The organism is Tractidigestivibacter sp. (assembly GCF_057241865.1).
Genome location: NZ_DBHHPX010000002.1, coordinates 19,290 through 32,147 on the forward strand (window position 1 = coordinate 19,290; position 12,858 = coordinate 32,147).

Consider the following 12,858-nt stretch of genomic DNA (forward strand, 5'->3'; position numbering starts at 1 on the left):
CATCCATTGCGGATGGAGGCAGACGTGGAAGACTCGTGGTATGCCATAGCGCACGGCGCGGACCTTGACGAGGTGCTGTCGCGTGCGGCCTTTGACGAGAAAGACCTCTCGGCCTGGGCGTGCGATCGCCTGTCCTCAACCGGCGTGCCGAGAAACGACGCCATCCATCGAAGCCGTCTCAACCAGACCTTTGCGTACCAGATTCTCGCGGGAACCAGGCGTGCCTCGCGCGACAAGCTGCTGCAGCTTGCCTTTGGGATGCAGCTGGGGATTCGCGATGCCTCTGAGCTGCTTGAACGCGGTGGCGCATGCCGCTTGCGGCCTGATTGCCGGCGTGACCTCATCGTTGCGTTCGCACTCCATCGCGGCATGGGCGTCGAGCAGTGTGACGACCTCCTCTGGGCGCACGGCGAGCGGACCATCATGCCCGAAAATCCCCGGGGCGAGCGCCACTCGCACGACCGCGAGCGGTGATTTAGCTGAGAGCTAATGAGAGCTCTGACGGCCAGTCATAGCATCGTCTCAGCGTTCTTGAAGGTTGTCACACGTGGGTAGGAGTAGCCATGGCAGAAGGAAAGAAGAAGAGCAAGCTCAAGGTCGTTCTCATCGTCGTCGTTGCACTGATTGTCATTTCCGCTATTGCCGGCAGAGGCTCAAAGGGGTCATCGTCCAGCAGTTCGTCAGCGCCTGCCTCGGAGACGACTCAGGAAAAGGCGACGCAGACGTCTGGCACGGATGGGGGTGACTCCTCGAAGGCCGATTCTCAGACGTCCACGACAGCAGCGGCGCCGAAAAACGATGTTCCGGCGGAATATACTTCCGCGCTGGCGCAGGCAACGTCTTACGCAAATCGGATGCACATGTCCAAGCAGGGGGTCTACGATCAGCTGACCTCTGAATACGGCGGTCAGTTCTCGGCCGAGGCCGCTCAGTACGCAATCGATAACGTGCAGACGGATTGGAACGCCAATGCGCTCGCAAAGGCAGAGAGCTATTCCGACAAAATGCACATGTCCAAGCAGGGGGTCTACGATCAGCTGACCTCCGAGAACGGCGAGCAGTTCACCGCCGATGAGGCGCAGTACGCCATAGACAACCTGTAGGGGTTCGCCTGACTTACCAGCGTTACTACCAGCGCGGTAACCAATTACTCGACCACGGATGCCTACCAGAGAGCCACCGCAAACGCACAGGCGGCAATGGCGTTCTTCTACATCGCGATTGGCGTCGTCTCGATGGCCGTTCTTGCCTGGGTGGCATCCAGCCCGCTGATTGCGTACAAGGAATCGTGGCGACGCGTCTCTCAACACAGAGGGTGTAACCGACTCGATAGATGATGGGCCCGGGACAAATCTGCCCCGGGCCCTCTTGCGTATGCGCTTAGGTTCTCGCCCTACTCGTCCCACACGCGAAACTCGAAGCGGCCGTCCTCGTAGACACCGTAGCTGTGGGTTCCGTCCTTGGGAATGCCAACCGAGCCTGGATTGAAAACCGTGATCCCGGGATGAGTGTTGCTCATCTGGTTGACCTTCTTGTGCGTGTGTCCGTACACAAGTGCCGAGCCCTGCGGCAGCTCGGGCCACGCATCTACCGAGTTGTGGATGCCGGGCCCCCACACATGCCCGTGCGTGAGAAAGATCGTCATCCCGGCACCGCCGTTGGCATCGGGATCAAGTAGGACGTTGTACTGCGCCATGCAGGGGAAGTCGAGCACCATCTGGTCGACCTCGGCCTCACAGTTGCCTCTCACGGCAATGACCTTCTCAGCGATGCCGTTGAGCATGCCAACGACCTTCTTTGGTGCGTAGTCTGAGGGCAGATCGTTTCGAGGACCGTGATAGAGCAAATCGCCGAGAAGAATCACGCGATTGGGGTTCTCGGCGTCAATGGCGTCCATGAGACGGGCGCACCAATCCGCAGCGCCGTGGATGTCGGATGCGATGAGAAGCTTCATGGGGTACCTCCCGTAGTCGTGTCTTACCTCGTGATTGTAGACGTGGAGTATGGAAGTTTAACCCGGTGCGCGTGCCGGGGGGCGTTGAAGCGACCCTGGACGCACAGCGGCGTTTCAGAGGTCCGTCCGTCTCGAAAGCGCCTCAGTAGCACCGAAGCGGTAGCGTTACAGCGGCTGTGCGGGAGCCCAGATTGCCGGTGGGGGCATCCAGTAGCTCCAAATGGCACGAATTGACGGTTGGTGGCAGTTTTTCGAGGTATCCCCGAGTAGAAAACGGTTCGATTGGTGATGAAGTGCAGGTCAGAGATCTGCTATTGAACTAGAGACATATAAAGAATTGCGCCAAAACTGCCACCAACCGTAAAGTTAGAAACCGGCCTGGTGCGCTACCCGCGATGCCTGGGCCTTCTCACCACCGCAAGCCGCTGCCCAAAGCCCCCGCAATCCCCCTATGCGCCATAGCGTCAAAAAATCTCATGCATTGAGACTTAGATAATGTATAAAGTCGGATCACAGGGGGCATAAGACACAACGTACAAGAGCGAACAAAGCGCTGAGCGTGGCAAACGCCGCAGCGGCGCAGAAGGAAAGGAACGCACGCCATGGGCAAGATTCTCGGTATTGACCTTGGTACAACCAACTCTGCAATGGCAGTCCTCGAGGGCGGCGAGCCCACCATCATCGTGAACGCGGAGGGCGACCGAACCACCCCGTCCGTCGTCGGCTTCCGCGCCGACGGCGACCGCATCGTGGGCAAGGCTGCAAAGAACCAGGCTGTTACCAACCCCAAGAACACCGTGTTCTCCATCAAGCGTTTTATGGGCCGCAAGTACAGCGAGGTTAGCTCCGAGCTGAAGACCGTTCCATACACCGTCAAGTCCGGCACTGGCGAGCGCGCCGTTGTCGAGATCGATGGCGAGGACTTCACGCCCGAGCAGATCAGTGCCATGATTCTCGGCAAGATGAAGGCCGACGCGGAGAAGTATCTCGGCGAGCCCGTCACCGAGGCCGTCATCACCGTCCCCGCATACTTCAACGATGCCCAGCGCCAGGCTACCAAGGATGCCGGCAAGATTGCCGGTCTCGACGTCAAGCGCATTGTCAACGAGCCTACGGCTGCGGCTCTGGCATATGGCCTGGACAAGAAGAACAAGGACCAGAAGGTCCTCGTCTTCGACCTGGGCGGCGGCACCTTTGATGTGTCGCTTCTGGACCTCGCCGACGGAGTCGTTGAGGTTCTCGCCACCAATGGTGACAACCACCTGGGTGGCGATGACTGGGACCAGCGCGTCATCGACTGGGCCGCTGACAAGTTCCAGAAGGAGAGCGGCATCGACCTGCGCAAGGACCCCATGGCGCTTCAGCGTCTGAAGGAGGCCGCCGAGAACGCCAAGAAGGAGCTCTCCGCAGCGCAGCAGGCTGGCATCAACCTGCCCTTCATCACCGCCGATGCCACCGGCCCCAAGCACCTCAACTACACCCTGACCCGTGCCGAGTTCGAGCGCATTACGCGTGACCTCCTCGATCGCTGCAAGGCCCCTGTGACCAAGGCCCTCCATGACGCCAGCATGCAGATCTCCGACGTTGACGAGGTCATTCTCGTCGGTGGCTCCAGCCGTATGCCTGCCGTGCAGGAGCTCGTCAAGCAGATGACCGGCAAGCAGCCCAACATGTCTGTGAACCCCGACGAGGTCGTTGCCGATGGCGCTGCCGTCCAGGCTGGCGTTCTCACCGGTGATGTCTCTGGCATCCTGCTGCTCGACGTCACGCCGCTGTCGCTCGGCGTCGAGACCATGGGTGGCGTCATGACCAAGATGATCGACCGCAACACCACGATCCCCACAAGCAAGACCGAGGTCTACTCCACGGCTGCCGACAACCAGACGTCCGTCGAGATCAACGTCCTGCAGGGCGAGCGTGAGATGGCCGCCGACAACAAGTCGCTCGGCAAGTTCACGCTTACCGGCATCCCCGCCGCGCCGCGCGGCGTGCCCCAGGTTGAGGTCACGTTCGACATCGACGCCAACGGCATCGTGAAGGTTACCGCCAAGGACAAGGCGACTGGCAAGTCCCAGCAGATCACCATCTCCGGCTCCACTGCCCTTTCCGACGACGAGGTCGACCGCATGGTCAAGGATGCCGAGTCCCACGCCGAGGAGGACAAGAAGCACAAGGATGAGATCGAGGTTCGCAACCAGACCGACTCCCTGTGCTACTCCACCGAGCAGACCTTGAAGGACCTTGGCGACAAGGTGCCCGAAGACCAGCGCAAGAATGTCCAGGAGGCGGTCGACGCCGCCAAGAAGGCGCTCGAGGGCAGCGACATCGACGCCATCAAGGCTGCTGGCGAGAAGCTCCAGGAGGCCAGCCACAAGCTGGCGGAGGTCGTGTACTCCAACACGCAGGAGCAGACCGCGGATGGCGCTTCCGGCTCGTCCGACGGCGGTTCCTCTGATGACGTGGTAGATGCAGACTATGAGGTCGTCGATGACGACAAGAAGAAGGACTAGCGGGAGGCGGTTGCCGTGGTGCGCAATCCATGGCGCCATCTCCGCAAGGACCGCACGTCAAAGGGGCGGCCGACAAGGCCGCTCCTTCTGGTACGCATGAGGAGGGTGACGTGAAAGTGCCAATCGAGGATGCAGACGAGAAGAAGCCCGGCGCCAAGCAGCCGGGCGGGGTGGCCGCCTCGCCCAAGGGTGCATCGGCTGCCGCGGAGGGTGCGGCGTCGACCGCCCCCAGCTCTGCCCCCGGTGACATCGACCCGGAAGACGACGCGGCCATGCGCGCCGCCGCCAGGAAGGCCGCAGACGAGGTGCTTGAGCAGGAGGCCGTTGAGGACGCGAAGAAGCTCCGCTCCGAGCGAGACGAGCTGCAGAAGAAACTCGGCGACATGACGGAGGACATCGAGAAGGCCAAGAGGGAGGCCACCGAGTCCAGCGAGCGTCTCGTTCGCCTCCAGGCGGACTGGGACAACTATCGCCGCCGCACCGCCCAGGAGCGCTTGGACGAGCGCGAGCGTGCTGCCGAGAAGCTCGTGGTAAGCCTGCTTCCGGTCATCGATGATATGGAGCGCGCCATCGAGCACGCCTCCGGCGTTGAGCATGACGCTGCGTCCGAGCAGCTCGAGCAGTTCGTCAATGGCGTATCGGCCGTTCACGACAAGATGGTGGGCGTCCTCTCGAAGGAGGGTGTCGAGGCAATCGATCCCGCTGGCGAGCCGTTCAACCCGCTCGAGCACCAGGCTGTTGGCCGTCGAGAGGACAAGGATGCCTATGACGAGACGGTCGACCAGGTCTATCAGAAGGGTTATCGCATGGGCAAAAAGGTCATCCGCACAGCGATGGTGACCGTCACCTACGGTGGGCCCAAGCGTCCAACAGCCGACGGCATGTCCGACAAGGACGCCAAGGCCAAGGACAGCGGCGACAAGAATCCCGGCTCGGGCGACGGCACCGCGAAGGAAAAGTAGTATAAGGGCGCCCGGGCTGCTCGGTCCGGGCGCATTGATATGAGAGGGGGCTCGTGCGAAACCATGGCCAATGGCAAGAAGACATACTACGACATCTTGGGCGTGAAGCGCGATGCCACCCAAGATGAGATCCGGAAGGCTTTTCGCAAGCTTGCGGCCAAGTATCACCCCGACGCAGGTGGTGATGAGAAGAAGTTCAAGGAGGTCTCGGAGGCCTACACCACGCTCTCCGACGAGAAGAAGCGCAAGGAGTACGACCAGCTGCTCATGTTTGGAGGCATCCCTGGCGCTGACTTCGGTGGATCGGGTGGCCCGAGGAGCACGTACACGCACACCAACGTTGGCGGCAACGCCGACTGGTCCGACATCTTCGGCGGCATGGGCGGCGATGGCTTTGGCGGGTTTGACTTCTCGTCAATCTTTGGCGGCGCAGCCCGCCAGCAGGCCCAACGGCCTGCCAAGGGCGGCGACCTCACCATGCGGATCGACGTCACCTTTGACGAGGCGCTCCATGGCGCTACGCGCAAGGTGTCCTACCGCGTGCCTTCGACGGGCGAGGAGCAGACCCTTACCGTCAAGATTCCTGCGGGTGCCGTGGACGGTGGCAAGCTTCATTACCGTGGCCGCGGAGAGTACGGCGTAAACGGCGGCCAGCGCGGTGACCTTGTGGTCACCACGCACGTCGAGGAGCACCCGCTCTTCAAGCGCGATGGCGCAGATATCCGCATGGAGCTGCCGGTAAGCATGTACGAGGCCGCCCTTGGCTCAACGGTCGACGTCCCAACGCCCGACGGAGCCGAGGTTCGTCTCAAGGTGCCCGCTGGCACTCAGGACGGCAAGTGCTTCCGCTTCCGTGACTTGGGGGCCCCAAATGTCAAGCGCAAGGGCACGCGTGGCGCGCTCTACGTGACAATCCGCGTGAAGGTCCCCACGTCGCTCGGCAAGAAGGAGCGAGACAGCTTGGGTGCCCTCATGGAGGCCGACAAGCGCGACTACAGAAGGGATGTAGAGCGCTATGGCTCGTAACGACGAAAACCGCGAGACACACGGCCCGCGCGACAGGAACAAGCCTCTGTACATGATTAGCGTGGCAGCCGAGCTCACCGGCATGCACCCGCAGACGCTGCGCGTCTACGAGCAGAAGGGCCTTGTGACCCCGGGCCGGTCTCGAGGCAACACGCGGCTCTACTCGCAGGCCGACATCGATCGGCTCAACTTCATCTCGAAGCTCACCGACGAGGGAATCAACCTCGCGGGCGTGGTGAGAATCATGGACATGCGCGAGCGCGCCCGCGAGAAGGATGAGGAGATTGGCCGCCTGCACGCACGCGTGCGCGAGCTCGAGGACGAGGTCCACGAGTTCCGCATGCAGGAGAAGATCACGGCTCTTGCGCGCTATGACGGGCAGAGCCCCGAGCAGGTCATGCGTGGCCTTCTCGAGTAACCGGGCAAGACGCAGGCTCCTTTGGGAGGGGTGGGGCGCCGGGTGCGCTGGGCATCCGGCGCCCTGTTTTGTCGGCAGCCACATGCAGATGCCTGGTCAAACCTTGCGTGTGGGCACATACGAAAATCTAATATAAACGCGCTTAGATTCTGCATAGTCAGCGCTGGCCCTGGGAACAATAAGCTCGATGGACAATGAGGCCCCGCGATGGGGTAGGGGGAGTGACCAAGATGAGAATAGACAAGTGGGCCGTAACGGCCCAGGAGGCGTTGCAATCTGCCGTGGGCATTGCGACGGATGCCGAGGCGGGCCAGGTGGAGCCAATCCACCTGCTTAAGGCCCTGCTCAGCTCGGGCGAGCAGAACATTCGCGCCATCGTTGAGCGCGTGGGCGCAGACCCCGCATCCATCGAGGCACAGGTCGATCGCGCCATTGCCAACGCGCCCAAGGTGACGGGTGACAACTCGCAAATGGGTGCCGGCACCAACTTTGTGCGCGTAGCAGACGCCGCTGAGAAGCTCGCCACCAAGATGGGCGACTCCTACGTGACAAGCGAGCACTTGTTCTGCGCGCTTGCAGATGACCGCTCTGAAGCGGGCGGCATCCTCAAGTCCGCTGGCGTCACGGGCAGGCGTGTGCAGGAGGCCTACGAGGCTCTGCGCGGAGACGAGCGCGTGACCAGCCAGGATTCCAAGCCGGAGTTCGAGGCCCTCTCCAAGTACGGCCGCAACATCACCGACCTTGCCCGCCAGGGAAAGCTCGACCCGGTCGTCGGGCGCGTGGAAGAGATTCGCCGCACCATTCAGGTGCTGAGCCGTCGCACCAAGAACAACCCCGTGCTTATCGGCGAGCCTGGTGTAGGCAAGACCGCTATCGTCGAGGGCCTGGCAGAGCGCATCGTCTCGGGTGACGTGCCCTCCACCATCCGCGACAAGGACGTCATTGAGCTCGACATGAGCGCGCTCGTCGCCGGCGCCAAGTACCGCGGCGAGTTTGAGGATCGTCTGAAGTCCGTGCTCAAGGAGGTCGAGAAGTCCGACGGCCGCATCATCCTCTTCATCGATGAGCTGCATACCATCGTGGGCGCAGGTGCCACCGAGGGCTCCATGGACGCCGGCAACATCCTGAAGCCGGCCCTTGCCCGTGGCGCACTACACGCCATTGGCGCCACCACGCTTGACGAGTACCGCAAGTACATCGAGAAGGACCAGGCCCTTGCGCGCAGGTTCCAGCCGGTCATGGTGTCTGAGCCCAGCGTCGAGGAGACCATCTCGATTCTGCGTGGCATCAAGGACAAGTACGAGCAGCACCACCGCGTGCGCATCACGGACGCCGCACTTGTCTCGGCAGCCGACCTCTCGAACCGCTACATCTCCGACCGCTTCCTGCCCGACAAGGCCATCGACCTTGTGGACGAGGCGGCGAGCCGCCTGCGCATGGAACTCGACTCCATGCCGGCCGACATCGATGCCGTTGACCGCCAGCTCACGCAGATGCAGATCGAGGAGCAGGCCCTCATGAAGGAGGAGGACGAGGTCTCTCGCGAGCGCCTCAAGAAGTTGCGCGGCGAGATAGCCACCACCCGCGAGAAGCTCGATGGCATGAAGGCCGACTGGCAAAACGAGAAGCAGGCCATCGACCACGTCCAGGACCTCAAGTCCCAGATCGAGGACGCCAAGGGCGAGGTTGAGCGTGCCACGCGCGACGGAGACCTTGCCAGGGCCTCCGAGCTGCGCTACTCGACCATCCCCTCGCTCCAACGCCAGTACGATGACGCGTCGAAGGCGCTTTCGGAGAGACAGGAGTCTGGCGGCATCTTGAAGGAGGAGGTCACGTCCGAAGAGATCGCCGACGTGGTTTCCGAGTGGACGGGCGTGCCTGTGTCCAAGATGATGCAGGGCGAGATGGACAAGCTCAAGAACCTCGAGACCGAGCTCCACAAGCGTGTCGTGGGGCAGGATGAGGCCGTCTCTGCTGTGGCTGCCGCCGTGCGTCGCAGCCGAGCGGGTCTCTCCGACCCAAACAGGCCCATTGGCAGCTTCTTCTTCCTTGGTCCCACGGGCGTGGGCAAGACAGAGCTGGCCAAGGCGCTGGCCGAGTGCCTGTTCGATGACGATAAGGCGCTGGTGCGTATCGACATGTCCGAGTATATGGAGAAGTTCAGCGTCCAGCGCCTCATCGGCGCGCCCCCGGGATACGTTGGCTACGACGAGGGCGGCCAGCTCACCGAGGCCGTACGCAGGCACCCCTACAGCGTGATCCTGCTCGACGAGATGGAGAAGGCGCACCCCGACGTCTTCAACATCCTGCTGCAGGTGCTTGATGACGGGCGCCTCACCGATGGCCAGGGCCGAGTCGTGAGCTTCAAGAACACGATCATCATCATGACGTCCAATGTCGGGTCCCAGTTCATCGCCGGGGCCAACGCGCAGAACGACCCCGAGGAGGTCCAGCGCAAGGTCAATGACGCCCTGCGTCAGACCTTCAAGCCGGAGTTTCTCAACAGGATCGACGACGTGGTGGTCTTCCACGCGCTGGGTCTCTCCGACATCGAGAAGATTGTGGACATCCAGCTCAAGGACGTGCGTGAGCGCCTCGCACGCGAGCGCATCTCGCTCGAGCTCAGGCCGGCGGCCAAGCAGTCGCTCGCCCTTGACGGCCTGGACCCGGTCTACGGCGCGCGTCCGCTCAAGCGCCTCATCCAGCGTCAGGTGATCGACAACGTCGCCAACCTCATCATCGATGGCAAGGTGGGCGAGGGCGACACCGTCAAGGTGGACGTGGGCGACGACGGCAGGCTCTTCGCAGCCCGCGACGACGCGGCGAGCGAGAAGGGCCGTCGCCGTGCCGCCGCGGCCGACGCCGGTGACGGCGGGTCCTCCTCGGCAGACGAGCCCGTCGAACCCGACTCGGTAGAATAGGACGAGCGACGCCTTCGTTGCGGCCTCGGAGCCTGTGCTCCGGGGCCGCTTTGCCGCTCGGGCTTCTCGGCGGTGCGGGCTGGCAGATAGCTGTGGTTGTGCGTACGCACGAGGGAATTTCTCTGGCATGCGGGGCGGTTTCGGAATGGTTGTGGGCGAGAAGTCACCCTTATGCGTACGCACACCGGAGGATTTATGACAGAACTCCAACGTTTTCCCAGTTGGCTGAGAGGGTCATGTCAGCGAGTGGGGGTTGTGCGTACGCACGATGCGGCTTTGTCGACAAGCCATGGGTCCAGGGGGATCGAACTGTCAGAAAACCGCCCCTGTGCGTACGCACAACAGCTCATTGCTGCCGCATGGGTTTCCGTGACGCAGATTTCTCTGTTGGGGCACAATGGGGAGGTACTGGCAGAGTGCCTTCGGTGGTCCGGGGAGGTTGCGACATGGACGATCCAGAGCTTCACGGCAACGTCACACATGCGGGGCAGGACGACCCGGACGCCACGGTGCTGGCTGACTCGGACGCAACGCAGCTCGTTGGCACCGCCGCCCAAGATGACGCTGGCACCGCCGCCCAAGATGACGCCGCGAGCGTCACCCTAGACGTCGCCCAAGACGAGACGCCCACCATTGTCGTTCCCCATGCCGTCTCGGCCGGGCAGGAGGGCCCCGACGGCATCGACGCGATGGATGACCCCTACGCACCCATCAACGATGCCGACTTTACGCGGGTGACCCCCTACGCACCCGTGGCTATAGATTCCCCGGTCACCGCAGACGGCAAGCATCGCAGCCGCGTGCGGCCCTTGGCCGTGATCATCGTGGCGGTTGCACTTCTCGCCGCCGCTGCTTTCGTGGTGAAGTACACCTACGAGAACGAGTACTGGGGCGGCAAGACCGTGCCTGACGTTGTGGGTAAGTCCGAGACCGAGGCGCGCTCGACCCTCTCGCCGCTTGGCTTTAACATAACCGTCAACGAGGCCCTCTCCGACGACAACGTGGGCAAGGTCATCTTGATGGACCCCGCCGCGGGTACGCGCACGGGCGAAGACCTCTCGGTGACCATCACCGTGGCAGTGGCTCGCACGGTTCCCTCTGTCGTGGGACAAAGCTTGGAGGACGCAAGGGAGGCCCTGCTCAACGAAGGTGCCGAGAACATCACCCTTGCCTATCAGAACTCAAACCAACCCGAGGGGACGGTACTCTCGGTGAGCCCCGACGAAGGCCAGAAGTTTGTCTCGACGGACCAGATTACGCTCACGCTAGCCCAGCCCTTCAAGGTGCCTGACGTGACGGGCGTGAGCCTCTCCGACGCCGAGAGTGCCATCAAGGCTGCGGGCCTTACGTATTCCGTCTCGTATGCAGACGAGACGGGCGAGGAGAACGTTGTGCTCTCCACCTCGCCCGATGCGGGCACCGAGGTGTCTGAGGGTTCCACGGTCACGCTCTATGTGCCGACGCCCAAGCTGACCGACGCCTACCATGTCGCCGAGTACTTCAACATCAAGCCGGCAGACCTCGATGCATATCTCGCCAAGCAGGGCTATTCCGTCTCGTCTACCGGGTCGTTCTCGAACGGCGATGCATATGCGGTCTACACCAACGGCTCGGCAACCATCACCATCACCGACTCGCCTGAGTCTTCCGATGCCGCCGGAGCGGGCGCGGGTACGAACGCGCTTGCCGCCGGCAAACCCGTGGGCGGAGTGCGCCTCCAAGCGGCGGCCTCTACGGTCTCCTCGGACGCCAGCATCAGCGCAAGCGGTCTCTCGGCTGTGATGGACGCCTGTGGCATCACCAATCTCGTCTCCTCCTGCACCTCGGATACGGCGCAGACCTCGCGCAACATCGACAAGGCCAGGCTCTCATTCATATGCGGCTACGGCGAGCAGGACGGCTACGTATGGACTGTGCTCATAGGGAGCCCCAGCGGCTCGACAGCCCACGTGGTCGTGACCATCGCGCCCAAGAGCCACTACGACGGTATAGACCTAAGCAAATACGGTAACGACCTCGCGAGCTACGTTGCCCTTACCAGCTACTACGGGAAGTGACACACATGGCCGACAAGAACGCTGCGGCAAGGCCCATTGCGCCGCCGGCTCCAAAGCCCATCTCGGCGCCTACGACAAAGTGCGCGCCCGGGAAGATCGACTCCGCTGATGGGCCCTTCATGCGTGCGGAAAATGAGGACGATGACGGATACGACCCGTACTCGGACCGCCGTCCCTGCCCCGAGCCACTCTTCGAGCGCGACCCGTGGGACTAGGCCCGCGGCTCCTGGACCGCATGCACGACGCGAAAACCAGAGCCAGTGGAGGCCTAGCCCGTCGCACCCCAGTTGACCTGCATGTACTGCCACACGAAGAACACGATTACGCACAGCACCACAATCACGGCGACAAGGGCAACCACCGAGCGGATGTGCATCTTGCGTTCGCGTGAGGCGAAGATGTCACGACGACCCTTGGGAATCTCGAGGTACTGGCCATAGTGGAGGTCGCGGCGCAGCTGCGGCATCTCGGAGCGCGACTTGCGATAGGAGCGTCCCGAGAACATGGACCCCCTGTTGGCGTAGTCGGAGTCGTGTGTGAAGCCGTCGAAGCCGTCGCTGCTCTCTTGGTTGTCATAGTCGTTGATGGGTGCAACGGTCTTGTGTGGCGTACGTGCGCGCATGTAGCGCTGCGGCCTAGGTGTTGGCTGCTGCGGCTCGGGTGCGCCGTCGAGACCAGTGGCAGGGGAGTTCTCGCCAGAGTAGTCTGCCATGGACGTCTCGTCAGGTGATGCCGCCTGCGGCTCCTGTGCGTCCTCCGGCATGGAAAAGTGCGATCCCCCAGGCGCTACCTGCGGGTTAGGAGAAACGCTGCCTGAATTGCCCGGGTCGTTGTAATTGCTCATGTGTTCGTGCCTCCGGTTGCGGTTTGCACGGCAGTCTCCCCATCATAGAGCACATAGGGCCGTGTGCTGCCCGCGAACATGCCATTGTGGCGATGACGTGCGTAAACTCAAAATCTAAGTCAAACAGACTAAGAAAATCTTTACTTAGACGTTTAATAAATCGAAT

At 62.3% G+C, this 12,858-nt stretch carries 11 protein-coding genes; 9 read left to right on the forward strand and 2 right to left on the reverse strand.

Annotation, left to right across the window (positions count from 1 at the left end):
* Window positions 1-24: 24 nt before the first annotated feature.
* Both ACO59D_RS01035 and ACO59D_RS01040 read left to right on the forward strand, forming a co-directional pair.
* Window positions 25-474 (forward strand): XRE family transcriptional regulator, encoded by a 450-nt coding sequence (locus ACO59D_RS01035; RefSeq protein WP_130811558.1) that lies wholly within the window; start codon window positions 25-27, stop codon window positions 472-474.
* 89 nt (window positions 475-563) lie between these two features.
* Entirely contained in the window at window positions 564-1,103 is a 540-nt protein-coding gene (locus ACO59D_RS01040; RefSeq protein WP_485125403.1) for an Ltp family lipoprotein, read from the forward strand.
* A gap of 290 nt (window positions 1,104-1,393) precedes the next feature.
* Here ACO59D_RS01040 and yfcE read toward each other — a convergent pair whose 3' ends face one another.
* The gene (gene yfcE / locus ACO59D_RS01045; protein ID WP_485125404.1) at window positions 1,394-1,954 is read right to left on the reverse strand and encodes a phosphodiesterase; all 561 of its coding nucleotides are present in this window, start codon (window positions 1,952-1,954) and stop codon (window positions 1,394-1,396) included.
* 602 nt (window positions 1,955-2,556) lie between these two features.
* On the opposite strand from yfcE, the gene dnaK reads away from it, so the two are divergent.
* The 7 genes from dnaK to ACO59D_RS01080 all read left to right on the forward strand — a co-directional run bounded on the left by dnaK (window position 2,557) and on the right by ACO59D_RS01080 (window position 12,063).
* Window positions 2,557-4,464: a molecular chaperone DnaK gene (gene dnaK, locus ACO59D_RS01050; RefSeq protein WP_485125405.1), complete on the forward strand. Its 1,908-nt coding sequence runs from the start codon at window positions 2,557-2,559 to the stop codon at window positions 4,462-4,464.
* A 110-nt stretch (window positions 4,465-4,574) separates the two neighbouring features.
* On the forward strand, window positions 4,575-5,426 hold the full coding sequence (locus ACO59D_RS01055; protein ID WP_485125406.1) for a nucleotide exchange factor GrpE: 852 nt from the start codon (window positions 4,575-4,577) through the stop codon (window positions 5,424-5,426).
* Between the two features lie 63 nt (window positions 5,427-5,489).
* Window positions 5,490-6,452 (forward strand): DnaJ C-terminal domain-containing protein, encoded by a 963-nt coding sequence (locus ACO59D_RS01060; RefSeq protein ID WP_485125407.1) that lies wholly within the window; start codon window positions 5,490-5,492, stop codon window positions 6,450-6,452.
* Complete coding sequence (locus ACO59D_RS01065; protein WP_485125408.1) at window positions 6,442-6,870, forward strand: heat shock protein transcriptional repressor HspR; 429 nt, start codon at window positions 6,442-6,444, stop codon at window positions 6,868-6,870. Before ACO59D_RS01060 ends, ACO59D_RS01065 begins: the two co-directional genes overlap by 11 nt.
* Before the next feature lie 230 nt (window positions 6,871-7,100).
* Window positions 7,101-9,791 (forward strand): ATP-dependent chaperone ClpB, encoded by a 2,691-nt coding sequence (gene clpB, locus ACO59D_RS01070; protein ID WP_485125409.1) that lies wholly within the window; start codon window positions 7,101-7,103, stop codon window positions 9,789-9,791.
* 446 nt (window positions 9,792-10,237) lie between these two features.
* A complete protein-coding gene (locus ACO59D_RS01075) occupies window positions 10,238-11,848 on the forward strand; it encodes a PASTA domain-containing protein (protein ID WP_485125410.1) in 1,611 nt (536 codons plus the stop codon).
* 5 nt (window positions 11,849-11,853) lie between these two features.
* A complete protein-coding gene (locus ACO59D_RS01080; RefSeq protein ID WP_485125411.1) occupies window positions 11,854-12,063 on the forward strand; it encodes a hypothetical protein in 210 nt (69 codons plus the stop codon).
* Between the two features lie 53 nt (window positions 12,064-12,116).
* Here ACO59D_RS01080 and ACO59D_RS01085 read toward each other — a convergent pair whose 3' ends face one another.
* The gene (locus ACO59D_RS01085; protein ID WP_485125412.1) at window positions 12,117-12,611 is read right to left on the reverse strand and encodes a hypothetical protein; all 495 of its coding nucleotides are present in this window, start codon (window positions 12,609-12,611) and stop codon (window positions 12,117-12,119) included.
* Between the last annotated feature and the right edge of the window lie 247 nt (window positions 12,612-12,858).

Bases quoted from the DNA above. Each gene is read 5' to 3' on its own strand.
- ACO59D_RS01040 (WP_485125403.1), top strand. From the start codon at position 564: ATGGCAGAAGGAAAGAAGAAGAGCAAGCTCAAGGTCGTTCTCATCGTC.
- yfcE (WP_485125404.1), bottom strand. From the start codon at position 1,954: ATGAAGCTTCTCATCGCATCCGACATCCACGGCGCTGCGGATTGGTGC.
- dnaK (WP_485125405.1), top strand. From the start codon at position 2,557: ATGGGCAAGATTCTCGGTATTGACCTTGGTACAACCAACTCTGCAATG.
- ACO59D_RS01060 (WP_485125407.1), top strand. From the start codon at position 5,490: ATGGCCAATGGCAAGAAGACATACTACGACATCTTGGGCGTGAAGCGC.
- ACO59D_RS01065 (WP_485125408.1), top strand. From the start codon at position 6,442: ATGGCTCGTAACGACGAAAACCGCGAGACACACGGCCCGCGCGACAGG.
- clpB (WP_485125409.1), top strand. From the start codon at position 7,101: ATGAGAATAGACAAGTGGGCCGTAACGGCCCAGGAGGCGTTGCAATCT.
- ACO59D_RS01075 (WP_485125410.1), top strand. From the start codon at position 10,238: ATGGACGATCCAGAGCTTCACGGCAACGTCACACATGCGGGGCAGGAC.
- ACO59D_RS01080 (WP_485125411.1), top strand. From the start codon at position 11,854: ATGGCCGACAAGAACGCTGCGGCAAGGCCCATTGCGCCGCCGGCTCCA.
- ACO59D_RS01085 (WP_485125412.1), bottom strand. From the start codon at position 12,611: ATGCCGGAGGACGCACAGGAGCCGCAGGCGGCATCACCTGACGAGACG.